The organism is Rhodanobacter sp. C01 (genome assembly GCF_002001045.1).
Lineage (GTDB): Bacteria > Pseudomonadota > Gammaproteobacteria > Xanthomonadales > Rhodanobacteraceae > Rhodanobacter.
On the sequence record NZ_MUNR01000005.1, the window covers coordinates 183456 to 207764 of the forward strand.

24 protein-coding genes are annotated in these 24309 nt (G+C 62.6%); 12 read left to right on the forward strand and 12 right to left on the reverse strand.

What is annotated here, in order from left to right; all coding sequences use genetic code 11:
* Nucleotides 1-13: 13 nt before the first annotated feature.
* A complete protein-coding gene (locus B0E50_RS02220; RefSeq protein WP_168170786.1) occupies nt 14-2137 on the forward strand; it encodes a choice-of-anchor tandem repeat GloVer-containing protein in 2124 nt (707 codons plus the stop codon).
* Nucleotides 2138-2651: 514 nt separating this feature from the next.
* On the opposite strand, the gene B0E50_RS02225 is transcribed toward B0E50_RS02220, so the two are convergent.
* The 3 genes from B0E50_RS02225 to B0E50_RS02235 all read right to left on the reverse strand — a co-directional run bounded on the left by B0E50_RS02225 (nt 2652) and on the right by B0E50_RS02235 (nt 4617).
* Nucleotides 2652-3026 (reverse strand): toll/interleukin-1 receptor domain-containing protein, encoded by a 375-nt coding sequence (locus B0E50_RS02225; protein WP_077439448.1) that lies wholly within the window; start codon nt 3024-3026, stop codon nt 2652-2654.
* 3 nt (nt 3027-3029) lie between these two features.
* The gene (locus B0E50_RS02230) at nt 3030-3947 is read right to left on the reverse strand and encodes a DUF3365 domain-containing protein (protein ID WP_077439449.1); all 918 of its coding nucleotides are present in this window, start codon (nt 3945-3947) and stop codon (nt 3030-3032) included.
* Between the two features lie 208 nt (nt 3948-4155).
* Nucleotides 4156-4617: a MarR family transcriptional regulator gene (locus B0E50_RS02235; protein ID WP_077439450.1), complete on the reverse strand. Its 462-nt coding sequence runs from the start codon at nt 4615-4617 to the stop codon at nt 4156-4158.
* Nucleotides 4618-4727: 110 nt separating this feature from the next.
* Here B0E50_RS02235 and hppD point away from each other — a divergent pair, with 110 nt between their 5' ends.
* A complete protein-coding gene (gene hppD, locus B0E50_RS02240; RefSeq protein WP_077439451.1) occupies nt 4728-5822 on the forward strand; it encodes a 4-hydroxyphenylpyruvate dioxygenase in 1095 nt (364 codons plus the stop codon).
* A 44-nt stretch (nt 5823-5866) separates the two neighbouring features.
* On the opposite strand, the gene B0E50_RS02245 is transcribed toward hppD, so the two are convergent.
* Nucleotides 5867-6316: a hypothetical protein gene (locus tag B0E50_RS02245; protein ID WP_077439452.1), complete on the reverse strand. Its 450-nt coding sequence runs from the start codon at nt 6314-6316 to the stop codon at nt 5867-5869.
* A gap of 142 nt (nt 6317-6458) precedes the next feature.
* On the opposite strand from B0E50_RS02245, the gene hmgA reads away from it, so the two are divergent.
* Genes hmgA through B0E50_RS02260 form a run of 3 tightly spaced genes read left to right on the forward strand, consistent with a single transcriptional unit; the run spans nt 6459 to nt 9356 of the window.
* Nucleotides 6459-7766, forward strand: a complete 1308-nt coding sequence (gene hmgA, locus B0E50_RS02250; RefSeq protein WP_077439453.1) for a homogentisate 1,2-dioxygenase — start codon at nt 6459-6461, stop codon at nt 7764-7766.
* Nucleotides 7763-8344: a hypothetical protein gene (locus B0E50_RS02255; RefSeq protein ID WP_077439454.1), complete on the forward strand. Its 582-nt coding sequence runs from the start codon at nt 7763-7765 to the stop codon at nt 8342-8344. The genes hmgA and B0E50_RS02255 overlap by 4 nt, the downstream gene beginning before the upstream one ends.
* Before the next feature lie 25 nt (nt 8345-8369).
* A complete protein-coding gene (locus B0E50_RS02260) occupies nt 8370-9356 on the forward strand; it encodes a fumarylacetoacetate hydrolase family protein (protein WP_077439455.1) in 987 nt (328 codons plus the stop codon).
* A 125-nt stretch (nt 9357-9481) separates the two neighbouring features.
* Here B0E50_RS02260 and B0E50_RS02265 read toward each other — a convergent pair whose 3' ends face one another.
* Entirely contained in the window at nt 9482-10018 is a 537-nt protein-coding gene (locus tag B0E50_RS02265) for a DUF2058 domain-containing protein (protein ID WP_077439456.1), read from the reverse strand.
* Nucleotides 10019-10192: 174 nt separating this feature from the next.
* Here B0E50_RS02265 and tpx point away from each other — a divergent pair, with 174 nt between their 5' ends.
* A complete protein-coding gene (tpx, locus tag B0E50_RS02270; protein WP_077439457.1) occupies nt 10193-10693 on the forward strand; it encodes a thiol peroxidase in 501 nt (166 codons plus the stop codon).
* A gap of 42 nt (nt 10694-10735) precedes the next feature.
* Here the strand turns inward: tpx and B0E50_RS02275 are convergent, their stop codons facing one another.
* A complete protein-coding gene (locus tag B0E50_RS02275; RefSeq protein WP_077439548.1) occupies nt 10736-11155 on the reverse strand; it encodes a group III truncated hemoglobin in 420 nt (139 codons plus the stop codon).
* 127 nt (nt 11156-11282) lie between these two features.
* Complete coding sequence (gene gap / locus B0E50_RS02280) at nt 11283-12284, reverse strand: type I glyceraldehyde-3-phosphate dehydrogenase (protein ID WP_077439458.1); 1002 nt, start codon at nt 12282-12284, stop codon at nt 11283-11285.
* Nucleotides 12285-12424: 140 nt separating this feature from the next.
* Between gap and B0E50_RS02285 the strand changes: the two genes are divergently transcribed.
* From B0E50_RS02285 to B0E50_RS02300, 4 genes are all read left to right on the forward strand, one after another.
* Nucleotides 12425-13240 carry a S1/P1 nuclease gene (locus tag B0E50_RS02285; protein WP_077439549.1) on the forward strand — a complete coding sequence of 272 codons (816 nt, stop codon included), beginning with the start codon at nt 12425-12427 and terminating at the stop codon, nt 13238-13240.
* A gap of 80 nt (nt 13241-13320) precedes the next feature.
* Complete coding sequence (gene pyk, locus B0E50_RS02290) at nt 13321-14796, forward strand: pyruvate kinase (RefSeq protein ID WP_077439459.1); 1476 nt, start codon at nt 13321-13323, stop codon at nt 14794-14796.
* A gap of 94 nt (nt 14797-14890) precedes the next feature.
* Nucleotides 14891-15334 (forward strand): energy transducer TonB, encoded by a 444-nt coding sequence (locus B0E50_RS02295; protein ID WP_077439460.1) that lies wholly within the window; start codon nt 14891-14893, stop codon nt 15332-15334.
* Between the two features lie 131 nt (nt 15335-15465).
* Entirely contained in the window at nt 15466-16470 is a 1005-nt protein-coding gene (locus B0E50_RS02300; protein WP_077439461.1) for a class I fructose-bisphosphate aldolase, read from the forward strand.
* Between the two features lie 101 nt (nt 16471-16571).
* Here the strand turns inward: B0E50_RS02300 and B0E50_RS02305 are convergent, their stop codons facing one another.
* Nucleotides 16572-17168: a porin family protein gene (locus B0E50_RS02305; RefSeq protein ID WP_174575015.1), complete on the reverse strand. Its 597-nt coding sequence runs from the start codon at nt 17166-17168 to the stop codon at nt 16572-16574.
* Between the two features lie 236 nt (nt 17169-17404).
* Nucleotides 17405-18127, reverse strand: coding sequence for a hypothetical protein (locus tag B0E50_RS02310; protein WP_077439463.1), 723 nt, complete (start codon nt 18125-18127; stop codon nt 17405-17407).
* A 269-nt stretch (nt 18128-18396) separates the two neighbouring features.
* Between B0E50_RS02310 and tkt the strand changes: the two genes are divergently transcribed.
* On the forward strand, nt 18397-20400 hold the full coding sequence (tkt, locus tag B0E50_RS02315) for a transketolase (protein ID WP_077439550.1): 2004 nt from the start codon (nt 18397-18399) through the stop codon (nt 20398-20400).
* A 67-nt stretch (nt 20401-20467) separates the two neighbouring features.
* Here the strand turns inward: tkt and B0E50_RS02320 are convergent, their stop codons facing one another.
* Both B0E50_RS02320 and B0E50_RS02325 read right to left on the reverse strand, forming a co-directional pair.
* Nucleotides 20468-21106: an HAD hydrolase-like protein gene (locus tag B0E50_RS02320; protein ID WP_077439464.1), complete on the reverse strand. Its 639-nt coding sequence runs from the start codon at nt 21104-21106 to the stop codon at nt 20468-20470.
* On the reverse strand, nt 21106-22287 hold the full coding sequence (locus B0E50_RS02325; RefSeq protein ID WP_077439551.1) for a phosphoglycerate kinase: 1182 nt from the start codon (nt 22285-22287) through the stop codon (nt 21106-21108). Before B0E50_RS02325 ends, B0E50_RS02320 begins: the two co-directional genes overlap by 1 nt.
* Nucleotides 22288-22459: 172 nt before the next feature.
* Here B0E50_RS02325 and maiA point away from each other — a divergent pair, with 172 nt between their 5' ends.
* On the forward strand, nt 22460-23134 hold the full coding sequence (gene maiA, locus B0E50_RS02330) for a maleylacetoacetate isomerase (RefSeq protein WP_077439465.1): 675 nt from the start codon (nt 22460-22462) through the stop codon (nt 23132-23134).
* 72 nt (nt 23135-23206) lie between these two features.
* Here the strand turns inward: maiA and B0E50_RS02335 are convergent, their stop codons facing one another.
* Nucleotides 23207-24292 (reverse strand): PilT/PilU family type 4a pilus ATPase, encoded by a 1086-nt coding sequence (locus B0E50_RS02335; RefSeq protein ID WP_139350729.1) that lies wholly within the window; start codon nt 24290-24292, stop codon nt 23207-23209.
* Nucleotides 24293-24309: the final 17 nt, after the last annotated feature.

The following is a 24309-nucleotide window of genomic DNA, read 5'->3' on the forward strand; positions in this document are numbered from 1 at the left end:
GTGGAGGATCATTGTGGCAACGCTGTTGTTCGGGGGGCTGGGGAATTTCTCCCATGCGTCACCCGCGCGTTACCAGGTGATCATGCAGTTTCCGAATGCCGACGGACTGGGTGCGGCGCAATTTGGTTTTGCCATCGCACCCAGCGGAATCATGTACGGCACGTTTGGATCTGGTGGCGGGACTTACGCCCAAGGCGGCATTTATTCGGTGACTCCATCGGGCGTATTCACCGATATTCACGACATGGGCCTGTACGAAGGATCCCAGCAACTTCCGGGTGGTAGTCGTGCCAGCGTCCCCTTCGTTCAATCGGTTGGCTTGACGAGCGACGGTAGCGTGTATGGGACGACTTATGCCGGAGGCCCGTATACCGATCCCGTTAACGGCCCGCAGCCGCAGGGTACGGTATTCAAGCTTTCCCCGGATGGCCAGTTCACTACATTGCATACGTTCTATGGCAACACCCTTAGCACGAGCGATGGTGCGACGCCGATGGGTGTGACGCTAGGGCCGGACGGCAATTACTACGGATTCACGCTATACGGCGGGGGCACCAACGGTTCCAACGGTGGAACCATCTTTCAGTTAACGCCGGATGGTCAGGAAAAAATCATTTACAGCTTTTATGGCTCTGGCAACAACGCGACCAGTTTTTTGGTGGGCTCGGATGGCAACATTTATGGATCTCTGCTGGCTGGATCACAGCTGACCTACATGGGACCGTCACTTACCACTGACGTGCTGTTCAAGCTCACGCTGGACGGCAATCTGTCGGTAATCCACGAATTTGACAGCGCCGCTGATGGCGCCGACGTGAGTCACCTGATTCAGGGGGCGGATGGAAATTTCTACGGAACTACGACGGGTGGCGGTGCGAACGGCTTCGGGACGGTCTTCGAGCTCGATCAAACGGGCACGTTCTCCGTGCTGCATTCGTTCGACAACACCGTAAAGCAGGAAGGCTTTGCCGCCGGTCCGTTGGTGCAAGGTTCGGACGGCAATCTGTATGGTTCAACCACTGCAGGCAGCCTGAGTGGGCAGGGTGCTGTGTACAAGCTCGCTCCCGATGGCGTGTTCACTATTCTGCAGAAATTTGGCACATCGGCCAATGGAAAATCTCCTTCCACAATCCTTCAGTCGGGACCGCGTACGTTCTACGGTACTGCAGGCGGGAGCCTTATAACGAATGGTCCATCGGGCGTTTACAAGCTGGTTGTGCCCGTGCATGACGATGTCACTGGGGCCGGTCGAGCCAGTTTGCTGGCCAGTGGTTCGGGTGCTTTTTCGACGGCGCTCATAAGCACAACCGGTGCAAGTCAGGGTGCGTCAATGGCGATTGCGGCTGGCTATTACCCGGTTGCAATTGGAGACTTCAACGGTGACGGTGTGGCGGACATCGTGTGGACCAGCGCCCACGATGATTTGTACATTTGGTTTGGTGGCGCCAGTGGATATACACCGAAATACGCGGGAACCTATCCGGCCGGTTGGAGCGTAGTGGGTGCGGGCGATATCGATGGCGACGGCAAGGACGATCTGCTGTGGGTCGACAACCAAGCACACGAATTTGCCTATTGGTTGATGGATGGCAGCACGCGCACTGGCTCTCGGATCTTCAACATCACGCCAGGCTATTACCCGGCGGCTATCGGTGACTTCGATGGCGATGGCAAGTCGGATGTGTTGTGGACCAGCGCGAACAACGATCTCTACATGTGGCTTAGCACCGGCAGTGGCTTCACATCGAAATACGTCACCACGTATCCCGCTGGTTGGAAAATAGTGGGACGAGGCGATCTGGATGGCGATGGCCGTGACGATCTTGTCTGGCAGACCAAGGACGGCGCAAACTGGGGCTATTGGCTGATGAATGGTGCATCCATCGAAAAAACTGTCACTCTGAGTGTGCCAGTGGAAGTAGTCGGCTACACGATTGCCGGGACTTCGGACTACAACGGTGATGGTGTTGCTGACGTTGTCTGGTCGAACGGGAGCAATCTCGTGTTGTGGTCAAATCTGGGGCAGTGCTCCATCACGGTGGTATGTACATTCAATACCTCTACCAGCCCGATCTCAGTTCCCGCGGGAGAGGCTATTTTGAATAGTGGTGTCCCGTTGTCAGTAACCATGCAGTGACCGACATGGTTTGGGACAAAAGTTCGGATTGAGTACCCCGCATCATCAACGGGGCCTGATCGAATTTTTGGGTAGAAAGATATAAGGGCAGCCAGAGTTGGCTGCCCTTTTTGTATCCATATGGGCATCTTTCAACGCTTTGCCGCTAACAAATTCCACCGTCGATCAACCGGTTGATGCACGATGTGCACGATGGTTCCATCCGCTATTTGCCCTTGCCGATCCGTCAGCAGGCTTCGAGGAATATCCGTTGTTCCGACTCGCCATCGATTTCCGGTGCGAGGCGTCGCGCGAGGGCATCGAAATCGCCCTCGCCCTGTGCGGCCCGGCGTACTAGGTGCCCGGCCACGGGCCCGATACGCCTGGCGAGTTCGGTCTCCAGCAGGCGCAAGTGCGCGACATCGATGCCGACGCTCGGATGGGTGATATCGGCTGGCCTTATGCTCTGTGATTGCCGGTGTTCGGCGGTGAGGTCGCGGGCGACGCATCCGCCGAGGGCGGCATCGAGGTAGTCTCACAGGCGGTCGACGTGCGGCTCGAGCGGTGGCGGGAACGCATCCATCCAGTGCTGTGTGCTGAGGAAGTATTCTAGGCTCTTCGACGGCAGCACGTCCTCGATGCGGAATGGCAGTATGCGCAACTGCTTGTGCACGGCGCGCTCGACCTCGCGACGCACCTGGTCCGATTCGTTGCTGCTGCCCGAGAAGATCAGCAGCATGAGCCGTGCACCCGCAATCGCATCGATGATTTCGGCGGCCCAGTCGGCTGACGGGGACACGTCACGCGGTGCGATCCACACGTTGATCCCGCGCGCCTCCAGGCGTTGCACGATGGCGAACGCGCAGTTGCGGTCCGGTTGTGAATAGCTTACGAAGAGATCGTGTGTCACGGCTCAGCCGTCCAGCATCCGCAGCGCCTTGTCCAGGCTCTTGCGCATACGGCCGAAGGCGGCTGCGAGTGCGGTGACCTCGCGGCCGCCGCCGCCCGGGAATTCTTCTGCGGTGGCGTCGCCCAGGCTTACCTGGTCGGCAATCCGCGCGATTGCGCGCAACGGGCGGATGACCAGTACATAGAGCGCGGCATTGACGATCAGCAGCATGCCGGCGAACGTTGCAGCGAAGGCAGTCAGCACGCCGCGGCGGACGTTGCTGGCGCTTGATTCGGCGCTGGCGAGCGGCACCGAGACGATCTGCGCGCCGACGACTTCGTTGGGTTGCCAGCCGAAGCCGTTGTCGCTGCCATAACGCGCGAGCATCGTCGCCGGGGCCGCCGAGGGCAGGCTGTGGCAGCCCAGGCATCCGGGTTCGACTCGAATCGGGCGCGCCATGAATAGGGTTCTCCCTATCGGAGTATCCCGTGCGCCAGTCACTTCCCGGGTGGTTGCGTCGTTGCGAAAGCGTTGCATGATGTCCGCCTCCCAGTCGGTTGCGCGATCACGCGGATTGGTCGGGTTGAGCGTCGCCTCCTTGTAGGCGTAGTCCGAGTGCTCCTTGTGCAGCCTGAGGAAATTCTGCGTCGCGGCGTAGAAGGGCACGCTCTGCGGGTGGAACGCGCTGACCATCTTGTCGGCAAGCAGCGGCCCGACCTCGGTCTCCGTGTAGGAACGAATCGCCGCGGCACTGTCCAGCATCAAACCCGCCTGGGCAAGCACCTCGCGTGTCGCGTTTCCTGCAGCATCGATGTCACGACCAGGGAGACCGCGCACATGCTGAGCGCGAATGCAGCGAGCAGTATCAGGTTGATCCGCCGCAGCACATTCGGCTCCCTTGCCGGAGCGCAGGTCAACGGACCCAGGCCCGACCGTGTTCATTGCCGTTGGAACTTCGGTGATGCCCCCAGCGCGCCACGCGTGCTGTCTTCGCGATTATGCCCCCAAAGTGCCGAAAGGCAGCGGTGGATGGCATTGCTCCATGGCACTGGCAGGCCGCAGCAGAGCACGTCGAAGGCCATGTCCCGATGATTGCGCTTCACCGACCCTGGCCGTGAAGGCGCCGGCGTGGTTCACCCAATGCCGAGCCTCAGCCCTGCAACTTGTCCAGGATCCGGGTAAGCCACGCGCATTCTTCCGCGTCCAGTTTCGCCAGCACTTCGCGTTCGCGTGCCCGCGCCATCGGCGCCACCTCATCGTGCATGACCCAGCCTGCCTCGGTGAGGCTGAGTACGGAGCGGCGCTTGTCACCATCGTGGATGCTGCGATTGACCCGCCCGGCCTCGACCAGCCGTGCCAGTGCGCGGCTGACCGCCACCTTGTCCATCGCAGTGCGCTCGGCCACCTCGCGGGCGGACAGGCCGTCGAAACGCGCCAGCACCGCCATCACCCGCCATTCGGTCACCGAGATGTCGTAGCGGCGCTGGTAGTCGTCGGCGATCGTCTGGCTGATCGTGTTGGACAGGATCGACAAGCGGTAGGGCAGGAAATGTTCCAATTGCAGCGGTGCGTGCTCGGCGGTGGCGGGGGCAGGCTTGCGCTTGGCGGTCATTGCGGCAGTGTTCCTTGCAAATGGTTACATATGTAACTATAACGTGGGATTACCACCGATGGTGGCACGCTCGCGAGCTGCCATCGTGCACCGACACACAGGAGAGCGCCATGAACGCCCAGCCCAATCTTGGCATGCAGGTCACCACGTTCGAGAACCCGATGGGTATCGACGGCTTCGAATTCGTCGAGTTTGCCGCGCCGGAAGGTCGGGCTGGCGAGTTGCATGACCTGTTCAAGCGGATGGGATTCAGTGCGGTCCTCAGGCACAAGACGCGGCCGATCACCGTGTACCGGCAGAACGGCGTGAACCTGCTGGTCAACGAGGATCCCGATTCGTTCGCCGCCGATTTCGCCAAGGCACACGGCCCCAGCGCCTGCGGTTTCGCGATCCGCTTCAGGAAGCCATCCGGCGAAGTACTTTCCACTGTGCTCGGCAACGGCGGCGAAGCCATCGACCACAAGGAAGCCAGCAAGGCGGTGAGTGCGCCAGTGGTGAAGGGTATCGGCGACTGCATGCTGTACCTGATCGATCGTTACGGCAACGCCGGCAGCATCTACGACGCCGACTACGCGCCGATCGAAGGTGCCGATCAGAACCCGGCCGGCTTCGGTCTGACCTTCATCGATCACCTGACTCACAACCTGTACTTCGGCAACATGCAGAAGTGGTCGGATTACTACGAGCGGTTGTTCAACTTCCGCGAGATCCGCTACTTCGACATCAAGGGCGCCAAAACCGGTCTAGTCTCCAAGGCGATGACCGCGCCAGACGGCATCGTGCGCATTCCGCTGAACGAATCCAGCGACCCGAAGAGCCAGATCAACGAATACCTCGACGCTTACCACGGCGAAGGCATCCAGCACATCGCCTGCTTTACCGACGATATCTACACCACGGTGGAGAAGATGCGTGCGGCTGGCGTGGAATTCCTCGACACCCCGGACGCCTACTTCGAGGTGATCGACGTGCGTGTGCCGAATCACGGTGAGGATGTGCCGCGCCTGGCGAAGAACAAGATCCTGATCGACGCCGATCTGGAAACCAAGCAGCGCAAGCTGCTGCAGATCTTCACCCAGAACGCGATCGGTCCGATCTTCTTCGAGATCATCCAGCGCAAGGGCAATGAAGGCTTCGGTGAAGGCAATTTCCAGGCGCTGTTCGAGTCGATCGAGCGCGATCAGATGAAGCGCGGCGTGTTGTGATAGCGCGTGGCATAGCAAGGCCCCTATGACACGCGCTACTGGCTTTAGTGTGGAAGATGGCGAATGCCGTACAGGGCGAGGGCAAAATTGGCGGCGAAGATAGTAAAGACAATAGCGAAGATGAAGCCGGCCATCGTTACAATCGCCTGGATCAGAAAATAGGTTTTCACTTTGCTCAGGGCGAGCTTCAGTGTAGAGGCATCTCCTCGTGTGTAAGCCCGTTCGGCTGCGGCGACGATTTGCAGTATCAACACGCTCAAATAGATCGGCAGCAACGCGACAACTATGCCGATACCGAACGCACCGATGCCGCGCAGCGCGATAACGAGCGAAATAAGGATATACAAAACTGAAATCGCGATCTGGGCGATCGCAATGAACCTGATCCAACCTTTCACTTCTACCAGCGGCGTGGCAATGTCGGAAATATCACTGCTGGCACTGGCCTGAAAAGACGAATAGACATCTGCTGGAATGCTGAATTCGGATGACATGACTCTCCCTTTTCATGAAGTTGAGTGAGACCGTTCTGACAGAGCAGCACGTCCAATCTAGCAGTAATCGCGGTGGTATCTTTCCAAGGCTCTGCCACGTGCGTTCGGGTGCCGTGGCAGTAACCATGATGGTGGAACGTTCATGAGCGTAGTGAAGCAAAACGAATACCAGTCCGGTTTCGGCAACGAGTTTGCCAGCGAGGCGATCGAAGGCGTCTTGCCGCAAGGACAGAACTCGCCGCAGCGGGTGGCGCATGGACTGTATGCGGAGCAGTTGTCGGGCACCGCGTTCACCGCGCCGCGCCATCTCAACCGACGCAGCTGGCTGTACCGGATTCGTCCGGCCGCGGTGCATGAACCGTTCCGGTCGCTGGAACATGCCACGTTCCACAACCGCTTCGACGAGGCGCCGGCCACGCCGAACCAGCTGCGCTGGGATCCGCTTCCGCATCCGGACAAACCCGCAGATTTCGTCGACGGCCTGGTGACGATGGCCGGCAATGGCGGTGCGGCCGAGCAGGCTGGCATCGGCATTCACCTGTATGCAGCCAATCGCTCGATGCAGGGGCGCTTCTTCTACAACGCCGACGGCGAGTTGCTGATCGTGCCGCAGCAAGGTCGCCTGCACCTGGCCACCGAGCTTGGCGTGATCGAGATCGAGCCGCAGGAGATCGCGGTGATTCCACGCGGTGTGCGCTTCCGGGTCGAGCTGCTGGACGATCTGGCCCGCGGCTACGTGTGCGAGAACTTCGGCTCACTATTCCGGTTGCCGGATCTCGGCCCGATCGGCTCGAATTGCCTGGCCAATGCGCGCGACTTCCTGACCCCGATGGCGGCGTACGAAGACGTGGAAGGCCAGTTCGAGCTGGTTGCGAAGTTTCAGGGCGCGTTGTGGACGGCGAAGATCGACCATTCACCGCTGGACGTGGTCGGCTGGCATGGCAACTACGCGCCGTACAAATACGACTTGCGTCATTTCAACACGATCGGTTCGATCAGTTTCGACCATCCCGATCCGTCGATCTTCACCGTGCTCACCTCGGCCAGCGACACACACGGCACGGCGAATGTCGATTTCGCGATCTTCCCGCCGCGCTGGCTGGTGGCGCAGCACACCTTCCGTCCGCCATGGTTCCACCGCAACGTGGCTAGCGAGTTCATGGGCCTGATCACCGGCGTGTATGACGCCAAGGCCGAAGGTTTCGTGCCTGGCGGGGCTTCGCTGCACAACTGCATGAGCGGGCATGGCCCGGATGCCGCCACCTATGAGAAGGCTTCGGCGGCCGACCTCTCCAAGCCGGACGTGATCGGTGGCACCATGGCCTTCATGTTCGAGACGCGCAAGGTGATCCGTCCCACCCGGCAGGCGCTCGATATGCCACAGCGCCAGCAGAACTATTACGAATGCTGGCAAGGCATTCGCAAGCATTTCAATCCGGAGCGCACATGAAGCAGGTGGTTATGGTGTTGGCATGTGTGCTCGCGTTGGCGGCCTGCTCCAGCGAGCCGCCGCCTGCCCCCACGGCTTCGGGCAGGCCGAAATCAACCATGACGGCCGCGCAGGTGAAAGCGCTGCAGGCGCAGGACGCGCTGGGAAGTTACACCGGTTACGGTGCTGCAAGCTTCGGCATGAACGAGGATGCGTTTCGCGCCGCATGGCGGGCTGATCTGAACGGTGCGGTCGACCCGGGTGGCGACTGCTCCCTGCTGCAGCCGACGTGGAACAAGGCATTAGGCGACTTCGACTTCATGTTCGATCACGGGCGTTTCGTCCGCTACGACGTGGGCACGCCGAAAGAGATCGCGCCGGGTGGCGGCAAGGTCGGCATGAGCGTGGCGCAGATCCACGCGCTTTACGGTTCCGGCCTGCAGGTACTGCCGCACAAGTACCAGCTGAATGAGCAATACCTTCGCATCGCGGATGGCAAGGGCGATGTGTTGATTTTCGAAACGGATACCAGCGGAAAGGTGAGCCGGTGGCGTGTCGGCATTCCGCCGCAGATCGATAACGAAGACGGTTGCATGTAATGAGCGCAATCCGGGGAGCAAAGGCATGAAACTTGGCAGTCTCAAGGAAGGCGGCCGCGACGGCACGCTGATCGTGGTCAGCCGCGATCTCGGCCGCGCCGTGAAGGCAGGCGGGATTGCGCTGACGCTGCAGGCGGCGCTGGATGACTGGTCGAACGCCGCGCCGCGGCTCAACGCGTTGTCGGACGAATTGAACGCGGGCAGCGCCGCCGGCACGTTCGCGCTGGACATGACGGCACTGGCCTCGCCGTTGCCGCGTGCCTACGAGTTCGTCGACGGTTCGGCCTATCTGCCGCACGTCGAGCGCGTGCGCCGTGCGCGCGGCGCCGAGGTGCCGAAGTCGTTCTATACCGATCCGCTGATGTACCAGGCGACCAGTGCCGGTTTTCTGGGACCGCGTGACCCGGTGGTGGTGCCGAGCGAGGATTACGGCATCGATCTGGAAGCCGAGGTGATCGTGATCACCGACGACGTGCCGATGGCGGTGACGCCGGCGCAGGCATCGGAGCACATCCAGCTGGTCGGCCTGATCAACGACGTGAGCTTGCGTGGGTTGATCCCGGGCGAACTGGCCAAGGGCTTCGGCTTCCTGCAGAGCAAGCCGCGTTCGGCGCTGTCGCCGGTGCTGGTGACGCCGGACGAACTGGGTGATGCGTGGCAGGGCGACAAGCTGCACCTGCCGATGCGCACCTGGTTGAACGGCGCCTGGTTCGGCGAGGCCGAGTGTGGCGTCGACATGCAATTCAGCTTTGCCGAACTGGTGGCGCACGTGGCGAAGACGCGGCCGCTGACCGCGGGAAGCATCGTCGGCTCCGGCACCATCGCCAACGAGGACACCGGCAAGGGCGCGTCGTGTCTGGCCGAGCAGCGCACGGTGGAAACGTTGCGCGATGGAAAACCGAGTACGCCATTCCTGAAGTTCGGCGACCGCCTGAAGATCGACATCACCGATGTCGCTGGCGCTTCGATCTTCGGTGCGATCGAGCAGCAGATCGCACCATACAAGGGTTGATGTCGTTGCCGACAGGGCTCACGTTGGGCCCTGTCATGTGACAACACACGCCTTGATGGGCGAATGCGCCATGGTGAAATGGCGCGGTGATGGCATGGCCGATGGGAACCCTCGGAGAGCCGGCGCTACCAGATGAGATCGTCCGGTACCTGGAACTGCTGGTAGTACTCGTCGTCGTGATCGTTGCCGGCATCGGTGCTGCGGCCATGGTCGAGCACGATCATCGCCGCATCGCGGGCGTAGACCTTGTCGGCGGCGGCGCGGGGCAGCAGCTCATAGCCCTGATCGTGGCGCACGATCACCAGCGTGCCGCTGGCCAGCTGCGCACGCAACGCCTCATTCACCAGCACACTGCGGATCTTGTCCCCATCGGTGAAACGGTAGGCGATTTCGCCTTCGCGTTTTTGTTTGTGGCTCTCGACGATCTGATGGATCTGGGTGCGTTGCTCGGCGGCACGTGCCTGTGTGTTGCGCTCTGCCGCCAGCGCGCGATCGCGTTCGGCACGTTCCGCCTGCAGCCGCTGCGCATCGACCTGCTCGGTGGCGGGCGCCATCGGCGCCTTGCCCTGGCGCTGCTTGGTCTGCTCGCGCACCACCTGGGCCACCTTGTTCTTGTTGACCAGGCCGGCCTTGAGCAGCTGTTCTTGCAGGGGATTGCGCATACGGACGATGGGGTGGCTGGGCAGGATCGCACACGTGATTGTACCGGCGTGGCCCACAGCCGGCTCACGCAGCTGATTCAGGTCATGCCACTGCCTAGCTACCGTCGGGCGGTCTCGTCTTTCTGACTGCGGCCATGTTCTACTTGTAGGCCCTTTTCCCTCGCGAGGTGCAACATGTCCAACGTCACACTCAAGGGTCAGCCAATCAGCATCAGCGGCCAGTTTCCGGCGGTAGGTACGCCGGCGCCGGCGTTCAGCCTGGTTGGTGGTGATCTGTCTGATGTCACGCTGTCGAAGTTTTCGGGCAAGCGCAAGGTGCTGAATATTTTCCCGAGCGTCGATACGCCGACCTGCGCTATGTCTGTCCGTCATTTCAACGAGTCGGCCAGTCAACTCGACAACACCGTGGTGCTGTGCATCTCGGCAGACCTGCCGTTTGCGCAGGCACGCTTTTGCGGTGCCGAAGGACTGAATCAGGTAGTCAATCTGTCGCTGATGCGCGGGCACCGGTTCCTCAACGATTACGGCGTAGCGATTGCCAGCGGTCCGCTGGCAGGTCTGGCTGCACGCGCGGTGGTGGTGCTGGATGCGCATGACAAGGTGATTCATGCCGAACTGGTCAGCGAGATCGCGCATGAGCCGAACTATGACGCGGCGCTGGCTGCGTTGAGCTGATGCTCTGAGCAAGGTGCGGGCACCCACCCGCGCCTTGCGGGTTCATTTCCGAAGTTGTCCCACGATCGGGATGCCGAGTGGTCGGGCTTGTGGATGTTCCGGCAAATTCAGACCCAGGCGCAGGCTGCGGCCGATCCGTTCGGCGTACTCGATCATTTGCGCGGTGCCGGTCTCGTCCAGCACTTCGGGCACGGTTTCACGCCACAGCGCCATCCAGCGTTCGAAGTGTTCGGTGCGGATCGCCGGTTGTGCGCGATGCACCGTCATCGGACTGCCCTGATAGCTGTTCGCGCGCAACGCGACCGAGCACCAGAAGGACGTCAGCAGTCGCTTGTGCTCGTCCCAGTCGCGTACGGCCGGGTTGAACACCGCGCCGAGCAGCGGATCGGCGCGGACCTTGTCGTAAAAGCGATCGACCAGGCGCGCGATGCCAGCTTCATCGAGGGTGGATCGGGTATCCATGCGGCGCATGATAGACCGCGTCCGTGGATGATCCGTGCGGCAAGTCGTCGCTGCGGTGAGGTCGAACGGCAGCAACAAAAAGGCCGAGCGTGGGCCCGGCCTTTCCTCTAGTTCATCATGGCCAAGCTTACTTCGCCACGACTCGCACCATCTCCAGGCACTTGTTCGAGTAGCCCCACTCGTTGTCGTACCAGCTCACCAGCTTGACGAAGGTGCTGTCCAGCGCGATGCCGGCATCGGCATCGAACACTGAGGTGCAGGTCTCGCCGCGGAAGTCGGTCGCCACGACCTTGTCTTCGGTGTAACCGAGCACGCCCTTCAAAGCGCCCTGGCTCTGCGCCTTCATCTCGGCGCAGATTTCCGCATAGGTCGCGGGCTTTTCCAGCTCGACGGTGAGGTCGACCACGGACACGTCCGAGGTCGGCACGCGGAAGCTCATGCCGGTGAGCTTCTTGTTGAGTTCGGGAATCACCACGCCTACGGCCTTGGCAGCGCCAGTGGACGACGGGATGATGTTCTCCAGGATGCCACGGCCACCACGCCAGTCCTTGTTGCTCGGGCCGTCGACGGTCTTCTGGGTGGCGGTGGCAGCGTGCACGGTGGTCATCAGGCCGCGCTTGATGCCCCACTTGTCGTGCATCACCTTGGCGATCGGCGCCAGGCAGTTGGTGGTGCAGCTGGCGTTGGAGATGATCGCCTCGCCCTTGTAGGTCTTGTCGTTCACGCCATAGACGAACATCGGTGTGTCGTCCTTCGACGGTGCGGACAGGATCACCTTCTTCGCGCCGGCATCCAGATGCTTCTGCGCGGTGACCTTGTCGAGAAACAGGCCGGTGGATTCGATCACCACGTCGGCGCTCACCTCATTCCACTTCAGTGCGGCCGGATCGCGCTCCTGGGTCAGGCGGATGGTCTTGCCGTTGATCACCAGATGGCTTCCTTCGACCTTCACGTCGCCCTTGAAACGGCCGTGTACGGAGTCGTAGCGCAGCATGTACGCGAGGTAATCCGGTTCAAGCAGGTCGTTGATCGCCACGATCTCGATGTCGTTGCCGAAATTCTGCACGGCGGCGCGAAGCACGTTGCGACCGATGCGGCCGAAGCCGTTGATGCCGACCTTGATGGTCATGAGGGAGCGTCCTCCTGAGGCGATGATGGGTGGGCAACCGCAGGCCGCGGAGCCAGAGTTTCAGCCGCGAATCATACAATGAAAGCGGCCAGGCCTGGTCACCGCTGTGGCAGACTTGGGCTTTTCAACCGGACGATCCCATGACCTCGTTACGTCGCTCGCTCACCATCGCACTGGCCATGCTCGCGGTCGCGCCGCTGGCGCAGGCCTGGGGTCCGCTCGGCCACAGCGTCGTGGCGGAACTGGCACAGCGGCACCTGAGCCCGGCTGCCGAGGCCGAGGTGGAACGTCTGCTGGCTCCGGAGCACACCACCTCACTGGCCGACATTGCCAGCTGGCCCGACCAGATCCAGGACGATCCGGCCCAGGCGGCATTGTGGAAACAGACCCGCGGCCTGCACTACATCGATTTCGTCCATGGCGATTGCAACTATGTGCCGCCGCGTGATTGCAAGGACGGGCGCTGCGTGGTTGCCGGGCTGCAACACTATGTGGACGTGCTGGGTGATCGCAGCCAGCCGGATGCAGCGCGTCGCGAGGCACTGAAATTCGTGGTGCATTTTGTCGGCGATGTCCATCAGCCGCTGCATGCCGGCTCGCGGGATGACAAGGGCGGCAACACCTACCAGGTGCAGTTCGATGGCAAGGGCAGCAACCTGCACAAGGTATGGGATTCGGGCATGCTGAAAACCCGTGGCCTCGATGTGCAGGCATATGCGCAGACACTCGATGCACATGGTCCGGTGGCGCTGCCACCCCCGATCGCGCCGTTCGACGACCCCTATGCGCAATGGGCGGAGGAATCCTGCAGCATTACGGCGGGGGCCGGGTTCTATCCAGCCAGCCACAAGATCGATCAGGCCTATGTCGATGCCGAGCTGCCGGTGGCCGAGTTGCGTCTGCGCGAGGCTGGCCGGCGACTGGCCGAAGTGCTCAATCTCACGCTGGGCCATTGAGCGAAAGCGGCATTCGCTGCCCACTGCGGACGAACCGGGTTCTGCTAGGCTCTGGCGACAACCGCCAATCCCGTGAAGCAATGACTACCGATAGCCAAACGCGCCGCACCAAGATCGTCGCCACCCTGGGCCCCGCCACCGATGTTCCGGGGATGCTCGAGAAACTGATCGCCGAAGGCGTCGACGTGGTTCGCCTGAACCTGTCACATGGCATTCCGGATGATCATCGTGCGCGCGCGAACGCCGTACGGGCGGCTTCGGCGGCGGCGGGGCGCGAAGTCGGCGTGCTGGCCGACCTGCAGGGACCAAAGATCCGCGTCGAGACGTTTGCGAATGGTCCGGTGGCGCTTGTCGATGGCGCCCCGTTCGTGCTGGATTGTCGTCCTGACGCGCCGGCCGGCGATGCCACGCGGGTCGGTGTCAGCTATTACGAATTGCCGCAGGACGTGCATGCTGGAGACGTCCTGCTGCTGGACGACGGACTGATTGCGCTGACCGTGCTGGAGGTGATTGGTGCCGAGGTGCGCTGCCAGGTGTTGATCGGTGGCAAGCTGTCCAATCGCAAGGGCCTCAACCGGCAGGGCGGCGGCCTCTCGGTCACCGCGCTGTCGGACAAGGACAAGGCCGATATCAAACTGGCGGCCGAGATCGGCGCGGACTTCCTCGCCGTGTCATTCGTGCGTTCGGCCGAGGACATGCACCAGGCCCGCCGGCTGTTGCACGAAGCCGGTGGCAGTGCGGCGCTGGTGGCCAAGATCGAGCGCGCCGACGCGATCCCGGTGCTGGGCGAGATCATCGACGCCTCCGACGTGGTGATGGTGGCGCGCGGTGACCTGGGCGTGGAGATCGGCGATGCCGAACTGCCGGGCCTGCAGAAGAAGATCATCCGCGAATCGGTGCAGCGCAACCGCGCGGTGATCACTGCCACGCAGATGCTGCAGTCGATGGTGCGCTCGCCGATTCCGACGCGTGCCGAGGTGCTGGACGTCGCCAATGCGGTGATCGACGGCACCGATGCCGTGATGCTGTCGGAGGAAACCGCGGCGGGTGCGCATCCGGACAAGGCGGTGGCGGCGATGCGCCGGATCTGTCTCGGTGCCGAGCGCCAGTTCGAGCCGAAGGAGGATCTGGCTGGCGCCAGCCACCATATGAACCGTACCGACCAGGCCATTGCGCTGGCTGCGATGGTGCTGGCCGGCCAGCTGGGTGTGCGGGCGATCGTGGCATTGACCGAATCCGGCGCCACCGCACAATGGCTGTCGCGTTACCGCAGCGCGGTGCCGATCTACGGCATGTCGCCGTTCGCGGCCGCGCGTCGGCGCATGCAGGTGTTGCGCGACGTGCAGCCGGTAGAGTTCAGCCACGGCGAGAGGCAGAGCATGGCCTCCTCCACGCGTGCTGCGGTGCAGCTGCTGTTCGAGAAAGGCAAGCTGGCCGAGGGCGACAGCGTGGTCATCACTTACGGCGACCGCGTCGGCCACGTAGGCGGTACCAATACGCTGAAGCTGCTCTCGGTCGGCGCCGACGGCATGGTCGAGAGCTTGCGCGACCTCTGATTCACGGCAGGAGCATTGCATCCGGCAGAGCCATGGAATCCAGCTCGGGTAAAGTGATCAAGACCACCATGTATACCGTGCACAGGAGATCGTCATGAAAATGTTGCCTCGCCCGTTTCGACAGGGTCTTTTGCTGGCGTTGACACTGGGTTTTCTGACACCGGTGCTGGCGCAACAGGCGCATCGGGTCGATCAGCAGGATCTCTACCGTTACTGGATCCTGCTCAATACCAAGGTGCAGATGGATGCGCCGAACAGCGGCCTCAACCTGGACAAGCCCGGTTGTGCCGCGGTGACCTACACGATCGGCTCCGACGGCGTGCCGATGGATGTGCAGGTGGTCAAGGTGGAACCCAAGAGCGACTTGGGTCCTACCGCACGCAGCGCGGTATCCAATTTCCGCTACGGACCGTCGCTGACCAATCGTGCCGGCGAACCGATTGCCACCTACTACGTCGTGCCATTCAATGCGCCAGCGGACCCGGCGCAGCGCAAGCAGCTGATGGATGCCTGCAAGCTGCCCGGCTACGCATCGTAAACCGGTGCTGATGCCGGTCCCGGCCGCGTTCGGCAAACTGGCCTATAATTGCCGTTTTTAACCAGCCGCTTCGCCCGCGAGGCGGCTTCTATCTTGTGCGGGCAGGCATCGCCCTCGCTACCGGAGTCGTCATGAGTATTGAAGATCTCGAAAGCATCGCCCTGGCGATGGTCGCGCCCGGCAAGGGCATCATCGCCATCGACGAGTCGACCAACACCATCAAGAAGCGCTTCGAGGCCGTCGGCATCGAGAACACCGAAGAGAACCGTCGCGCCTACCGCGAGTTGCTGCTGACCACGCCGGGCCTGAACGAGCACATCTCCGGCGCGATCCTGTACGACGAGACGATCCGCCAGTCGACCAAGGACGGCGTGCCGTTCACCCAGCTGATGAAGAAGCTCGGCATCATCCCGGGCATCAAGGTCGACAAGGGCCCGCAGCCGCTGGCCGGCTTCCCGGGCGACGTGGTCACCGAGGGCCTGGATGGCCTGCGCGAGCGCCTGCAGGAATACGCCAAGCTCGGCGCGCAGTTCGCCAAGTGGCGCGCGGTGATCAATATCTCCGAAGACAACCCCAGCTCCACTGCGATCGAGGCGAATTGCCACGTGCTGGCCCGCTACGCCGCACTGTGCCAGGAAGCGGGCATCGTGCCGATGGTCGAGCCGGAAGTTATCATGGACGGCGACCACAGCATCGAAGTCAGCTACGAGGTGCATGAAGCCGTGCTGCGTAGCCTGTTCAATGCGTTGTACGAGCAGAACGTGATGCTGGAAGGCACCATCCTGAAGGTCAGCATGGTCATTCCGGGCAAGGACTCGGACGAGCAGGTCGACGTCGAGGAAGTGGCCGAGGCCACCGTACGCGTACTCAAGACCACCGTGCCGGCTTCGCTGCCGGGCATCGTGTTCCTGTCCGGCGGCCAGACCGACCAGCAGTCCACTGCCCATCTGAACGCGATGAACCAGATCGGCCCGCACCCGTGGCCGCTGTCGTTCTCCTACGGTCGCGCCATGCAGCAGGCGGCACTGAAGCTGTGGGCGAAGGACATGAAGGCGAACTACGCCGAAGCGCAGAAAACCGTGCATGCCCGCGCGCGCGACAACGGCCTGGCCGCGCTGGGTCAGTGGAAAGGCTGATCGATAGGAAGCGTGCCCAGTGAGCCGTCCAGGCGCACTGAGGTAAAAAAGAACGGGCGCCTTGCGGCGCCCGTTCTCGTTGCAGACCATGGATCAGTCGATCAGAAGCGGTATTCCGCGCTGGCCGAGACCATGTCGGTGCTCAGGTCGACGTTGTGCTTCTTCGCGTCGAAGTAGTCGTAGTTCAGGCCGACGCTGAGGTTGCTGGTGATGTTGTAGCCCACGCCGGCGCCACCGTACCAGCTGTTGTCATTCAGGCCCTTGTTGACCGGGTTGACGTCGTTGCTCATGCCGTGGCCCGTCCAGCTGTAGAGGCCGGCGCGACCGCTGATGTACCAGTTCGGGCTGAGGTCGAGGTGCGCGTTGGCACCCGCGGTCCAGCCATGCAGTTGGGACTTGCCCGGGGCGATCACCGGCTGGCTGTTGAAGACGTTCCTGGCGCGGATGTTGCCCAGGTCGTTGTAACCCACTTCACCGCCCAGCGAGAAGTTCGGAGCCAGCGACCAGCGGTAGCCGCCATTGAGGGCATAGCCGGTGTCATGACCGTTGTCGTACGGGCCCTGATTGATGGCGGTACGGCCGACGTTGCCGTTGACGAACCAGCCGCCGTTGTCAGCCGGTGCGTTCTGCGCGAAGGCAGCAGGAATGGCGAGTGCGCCGGCGGTAGCAAGGGCGACGGCAATAAGTGTCTTTTTCATGGAGATTCTCCTGTTATGACTGGAACGGTCGCCGGCCGGTTGGGGAAATGGGCACGACGCCGGGTGTGGCCAAGCCGAAGTCTGGCAAGCACTGAACAGTTAGATGGAGCTGCGCGGCAAAGATTCAATACTTGTAAGTATAGTATTAAGCTTGAATTAAGATTTGCGGCAAGCTCATGAATATGAAAGGAAACGGGCGCCCGGAGGCGCCCGTTTGATGCGGCACCATTCGATGCTTAGAAACGGTACTCGGCATCCAGCGAAACGATGCCGGTCGAGCGACGTACTGCGAAGTCCGCGTCGGTCGGTATGTCATGAATGTTGCCGGCCGACGCGTGGAAGTAGTCGTACTTCACGCCCAGACCGAAGTGATCATTGATATCCCAGCCGGTGCCGATGCCGGCGTAGTAGCCACCGCGGTCGCCACCATGGAAGAGATCCTGGCTGAGGGTATCGTTGTAAGCGCCACCGTTGTTGTTCGCATGGAAGTAACCAGCGTGGCCGCTGATGTACCACTTCGGCAGCAGGTTGATACGGCCGTTACCACCCAGCATCCAGCCGCGCAGCGCGTTTTGCGTGCTGCTCTGGTTGACGGATCCGCTGCTGCCCAGATTGCTGAGCTTGTAATTGCCCAGGTCGGCGTAACCGGCTTCAAGGCCCAGGCCCAGATCCGAACCAACCTTCCAGCGGTAGCCACCAAGCACGCTATAGCCAGTGCGGCGACCGTTCTTGTTGCTGAACAGGCTGCCTGAGCCACTGCCGAAGCCGCTGCCGAAATTGCTGTTCTTGCTGTAGCCGTCGGTGCGGCCGGCGCTAAGGTCGATCAGCCAGTTGCCACTGCCTACGGGCTGGCTGGACTGGTAGTTGCCGCTGCTCGGCTGAGCGTCTTGGGCGAACGTCACTGGGGCCAATGCCAGACCGGCAGAAACAAAAGCAATCGAGAACAATGTCTTTTTCATGGGGGTACTCCTGATTTTTTAGGGCCATCGGCGTTCCGGGGGTTCGGTTGGACGCAGAAGGCGCACCTACTTCGGGGCGGTGCTGAAACATTAGAAAGGCTTGAACCTGAAGAGTTTCAATACCGGCGGGTTCAAAATTAAGCCGTGGTTAATGTCAAGCCACTGATGGCAAACGTATTGAGTGTCCGGGGGTGAAGTTCTGGCGACAGATGACCAGTGATCGGCGACAATGGCCGCTTTTCGCCGACGCCAGCCCGGAGAACGACCTGATGACCACCCGCCGCGAACTCGCCAACGCCGTGCGCGCCCTTGCCATGGACGCCGTGGAGGCGGCCAACTCCGGCCATCCGGGCATGCCGATGGGCATGGCCGATATCGCCGAGGTGCTGTGGAACGACTTCCTGCAGTTCAACCCGGCGAATCCGAAATGGGCCAACCGCGACCGTTTCGTGCTTTCCAACGGGCACGGCTCGATGCTGCAGTACGCGCTGCTGCACCTGACCGGCTTCGACCTGCCGATCGGGCAGCTGAAGCGTTTCCGCCAGCTGCATTCGAAGACCGCCGGCCATCCGGAAGCCAGCGAAACCCCCGGGGTGGAAACCACCACCGGTCCGCTCGGCCAAGGGCTGGCCAATGCCGTGGGTTTCGCGCTGGCCGAGAAGGTACTGGCGGCGCACTTCAACCGCCCTGGCCATGACCTGGTCGATCACCACACCTACGTCTTCCTTGGCGACGGCTGCCTGATGGAAGGCATCTCGCACGAGGTTGCCTCGCTGGCCGGCACCTGGCAGCTGGGCAAGCTGGTGGCGGTTTATGACGACAACGGCATCTCGATCGACGGCGAAGTGCATGGCTGGTTCACCGACAACACGCCGGCGCGTTTCGAGGCCTACGGCTGGAACGTGATCCGTGGTGTCGACGGCCACGATGCCGAAGCGATCAAGAAGGCCATCACGCAGGCCACGTCGCAGCCCGACAAGCCGACCCTGATCTGCGCCAGGACCATCATCGGCTTCGGCGCGCCGCACAAGCAGGGCAAGGAAGAGAGCCACGGCGCCGCGCTGGGCAAGGACGAGGTTGCCGCCGCCCGTGACGAGCTTGACTGGCGTTCCGCACCGTTCGAGATCCCGGCCGAGATCTATGCTGGCTGGGACCATCGCAAGTCGGGTGCCGAGGCCGAGCAGGCCTGGCACGACGCGCTGGCCAAGTACACGGCGGCTTTCCCGGAGTTGGCAGCCGAGTTCAATCGCCGCATGAGTGGCGAGCTGCCGGCCGACTGGGCGGCCAAGTCGCAGGCCTTTGTCGACAAGCTGCAGGCCGACGGCCCCACGGTGGCCTCGCGCAAGGCCTCACAGATGAGTATCGAGGCGTTTGCCCCGTTGCTGCCGGAACTGATCGGCGGTTCGGCCGACCTCGCCGGCTCCAACCTCACCAAGTGGAAGGGCAGCGTCGACGCCGGCAACGGCCATGACCCCAGCGGCAACTACGTCTACTACGGCGTGCGCGAGTTCGGCATGACCGCGATCGCCAATGGCCTGGCCCTGCACGGCGGCTTCATCCCGTACGACGCCACCTTCCTGGTGTTCTCCGACTACGCACGCAACGCGGTGCGCATGAGTGCGCTGATTCCGGCGCACGCGATCCATGTGTACACCCACGACTCGATCGGCCTGGGCGAAGACGGTCCGACCCACCAGCCGGTGGAGCATCTGGCCTCGCTGCGCTACATCCCGAACAACCAGGTGTGGCGTCCCTGCGATGCGGTGGAATCGGCGGTGTCGTGGAAGGCCGCGATCGAGCGCAAGGGTGCGCCGGCCTGCCTGATCTTCTCGCGCCAGAACCTCAAGCATCAGCAGCGCAGTGAGCAGCAGGTCGCCGACATCACGCGTGGTGCCTATGTGTTGTCCGATCCACTGGACACGAAGTTCCAGGCGATCCTGATTGCCACTGGTTCGGAAGTGGAGCTGGCGATGGAGGCAGCACGCACCCTGGCGCAGCAGAACGTGCCGGTACGCGTGGTGTCGATGCCATGCACCGAGGTATTCGACGCGCAGCCGCTGGAATATCGCGAAGGCGTGTTGCCGGGCTGGTGTCGTGCCCGCGTCGCGGTGGAAGCCGCGACGGCCGACTTCTGGTGCAAATACGTGGGCCTGGACGGCGAGGTGGTCGGCATGACCACGTTCGGTGCGTCTGCGCCGGCGCCGCAGTTGTTCGAGCACTTCGGTTTCACGGTGGCCCACGTGGTGGATGCGGTGAAGCGCGTCATTCGCTGAGCGCAGCTCTGACCGACACAAAAAGCCGCGGCATGCCGCGGCTTTTTTGTTGTGATCCGGAAAGCAGTCAGGCCGTCAGCAAACCGGCCAGTTCGTCTGGCGTGGTGGCAATCGCACTGGCGCCGGCTTGCTCCAGCTCCGAGCGGCTGCCGAACCCCCACAATACGCCGATGCCGCGTACGCGGTTGGCCACTGCGCCTTCGATATCGAAGCGGCGATCTCCGATCATCACTGTGTCTCCCGGGCTGGCGCCGAAGTCCGCCAGTGCGGCGGCAATCATCGAGGCCTTCTCGCTGTGTGCGCTGCCTGGATCGGGACCGTACAGGCGCAGGAACGCATCTCCGAACGGCAGGTGCGCGATGATCGGCGCGGCATGCCGCTGTGGTTTGCTGGTGACCACGGCGAGCCGATGCCCGGCGCCGAGCAGGCGCTCGATAAGCGACTCAATGCCGGGGTAGATGTCGTGCTCGCGCCAGCCATCGGTGTGGAAGCGCTCATGATAGTGCTCCACCGCCGCTTCGACCCGCACCGGATCGTGATCCAGCAGCGGCGCGAAACTGTGCCGCAGCGGCGGCCCGATCCATCCGCGCAGCTCCTCCTGCGGCGGCGCCGGCACGTCCAGCTTCGCCAGCGCGTGCTTCACGCAGGCGATGATGCCGTGCTCGGAATCGATCAGGGTGCCGTCGAGGTCGAACAGGCAAAGCATTACTTGATCGCACGCGCCTTGAGCGCGGTCACCGCCGGCAGCTCCTTGCCCTCGAGGAATTCGAGGAAGGCGCCGCCACCGGTGGAGATGTACGAGACATCGTCCGCAATACCGTACTTGTCCACCGCGGCCAGCGTATCGCCGCCACCGGCAATCGAGAACGCCGGCGAGGCGGCGATGGCGCGGGCCAGTGTCTCGGTGCCCTTGCCGAACGCGTCGAATTCGAACACGCCGACCGGGCCGTTCCACACCACCGTGCCGGCCTTGGCGATCAGTTCGGCGTAGCGTTTCGCGGTCTCCGGCCCGATGTCGAGGATCATCTCGTGATCGTTGACCTGGTCGACCGGCTTCACCGTGGCCGGCGCTTGAGCGGAGAACGCGGGTGCCACCACCACGTCGACCGGCATCGGCACTTCGGCGCCCCGGCGCTTCGCATCGGCGAGAACTTTCTTCGCCGCGTCGATCAGATCCGGTTCGTACAGCGAGTTGCCGATCGAATGGCCCATTGCCGCGATGAAGGTGTTGGCGATGCCGCCACCCACTATCAGCTGGTCGACCTTGCCGATCAGGTTGTCGAGCAGGGTCAGCTTGGTGGAGACCTTGGAGCCGGCGACGATCGCCAGCAACGGGTGCGCCGGATGCTCCAGTGCCTTGCCCAGCGCGTCCAGCTCGGCCGACAGCAGCGGGCCAGCGGCGGCGACCGGCGCGAACTTGATCACGCCGTGGGTGGAGGCCTGCGCGCGGTGCGCAGTACCAAAGGCGTCCATCACGAAGATGTCGCACAGCGCGGCATATTTCTTCGCCAGCGCTTCATCGTCCTTGCCTTCGCCGACGTTCATGCGGCAGTTTTCCAGCAGCACCACTTCGCCGGCCGCGACGTCGACGCCATCGAGATAGTCCGCCACCAGTCGAACCGGGGTACCAAGCCGGTTGCCCAGCCACTGTGCCACCGGCGCCATCGAGGATGCCGCGTCGAACTGCCCCTCCTTCGGCCGACCCAGGTGCGACAGTACCAACACCTTGGCGCCGGCATCGCGGGCGGCCCGGATCGTCGGCAGGGCGGCGTCGAGGCGCTGGGTCGAGGTGATCTGGCCGTGGTCGTCGATCGGCACATTCAGGTCTTCGCGGATCAGCACGCGCTGATCGCGCAAATCGAGGTCACTCATGCGGATGACTGACACGGCGGAACTCCAGTGATGGTTGAAATCGCCACAGGTGGGCGGCAACCGCCTATTGTCCGGCGCCCCACGCGCCGATGCAAACCGGCCGTGAACCGGGATCGGCCATTGTCGCCGGTCATCCGCATGGCCCGGACTGGGGCTAGACTGCGATTTTCGCGCGAGGGGGCGAGGCATGACTACCGGTCTGGTGCTTTACGGCTACTGGCGCTCCAGCGCCGCCTACCGTGTGCGCATTGCGCTGAATCTGAAGGGGCTGGGTTACGAGACGCGCCCGGTGCACCTGGTGCGGGACGGTGGCGAGCAGCATGCGCCAGGTTACAAGGCGCTCAATCCACAGGAGCTGATTCCGTGCTTGCTCGATGGCGACCGTGTACTCACCCAGTCGCTGGCGATCATGGAATATCTCGACGAGATGTATCCCGGAGCGGAGACGGCGCTGCTACCGGTCGATGCGCGGGGACGGGCGCAGGTGCGGGCGCTGGCCATGACGGTGGCCTGCGACATTCATCCGCTGGGCAATCTGCGCGTGCTGAATCAACTCGAATCGCAGTTCGCTGCCGACGAGGCGCAGCGTGCCGAATGGTCGCGGCACTGGATTGCCAGTGGCTTCAAGGCGATGGAGGCGATGCTGGTCGACAATGCAGCCACCGGCCGCTACTGCCATGGCGAGACACCTGGCATGGCCGACGCCTGTCTGGTGCCGCAGGTCTACAACGCGCTGCGCTGGAAACTGCCGCTGGACGACTACCCGACGTTGCAGCGGATCTATCACGCGTGCAACGAACTGGAAGTGTTCAAGCATGCCGCGCCGGAAGCGCAGCCGGATGGGCCGAAGAGCGAGAAGTGAGTGTTGAGAGAGGTGAGAGCGAGCGGAGCGAGACAACGATGCCTTCTCTCACTCCTCACTCCTTGATTGATTCTAGAAGCCCATGCCGTAAGGATCGTTGCCGATCAGTTCCGGGCTGTTGCTGCCGCCTTCCGCAAGGCGGATCTTCAGCGCCAGGCCATCGCGTGAGTCGGACTTGTTGAGGGCCTCCTCCAGTTCAACGCGACCCTCCTTGTACAGCCGGTACAGCGACTGGTCGAAGGTCTGCATGCCTTCCTGCAGGCTGCGATCCATGGCCTCCTTGATCTCGTGGATCTGGCCGCGGCGGATCATGTCGCGGATCAACGGAGTATTCAGCAGCACTTCGGCGGCGGGAATGCGCCTGCCGTCCTTGCCGATCACCAGGCGCTGGCTGATTACCGCGCGCAGGTTCAGCGCCAGGTTCATCAGCACGTTCTTGTGCGCCGATTCCGGGAAGAAGTTGAGGATGCGTTCCAGCGTCTGGTCGGCGTTGTTGGAGTGCAGCGTGGCCAGGCAGAGGTGACCGGTTTCGGAGAATGCGATCGCTGCCTCCATCGTGTCGGTGTCGCGGATCTCGCCGATCATGATCACGTCCGGCGCCTCGCGCATCGCGTTCTTAAGCGCCTCGTGATAACTGTGGGTATCCAGGCCGACCTCACGCTGGTTCACGATCGACTTCTTGTGCCGGTGCAGGTACTCGATCGGGTCCTCGATGGTGAGGATGTGACCGGACGAGTGGGTGTTGCGCTGGTCGATCATCGCCGCCAGCGTGGTCGACTTGCCCGAGCCGGTGGCGCCAACCACCAGGATCAACCCGCGCGGTTCCATGATCAGTTCGCGGAAGATGCTGGGCAACTGCAGCTGGTCGATGCTGGGGATCTCGCTCTTGATCGCGCGGATCACCATGCCCACTTCGCCGCGCTGCTTGAACACGTTGATGCGGAAGCGGCCGGCTTCCTTCACCGCAAGCGCCATGTTGAGTTCGAGATTGCGCTCGAACTGCGGCACCTGGCCCTCGTCCATCAGCGAATAGGCGATCTTCTTGACCATGCCGCCGGGCAGCCCGGTGTTGCCCAGCGGATAGAGTTTCCCCTCGACCTTGATGTTCACAGGGGCGCCGGTCGTCAGGAACATGTCCGACGCGCCCTTGTCTACCATGAGTTTGAGGAAGTAGC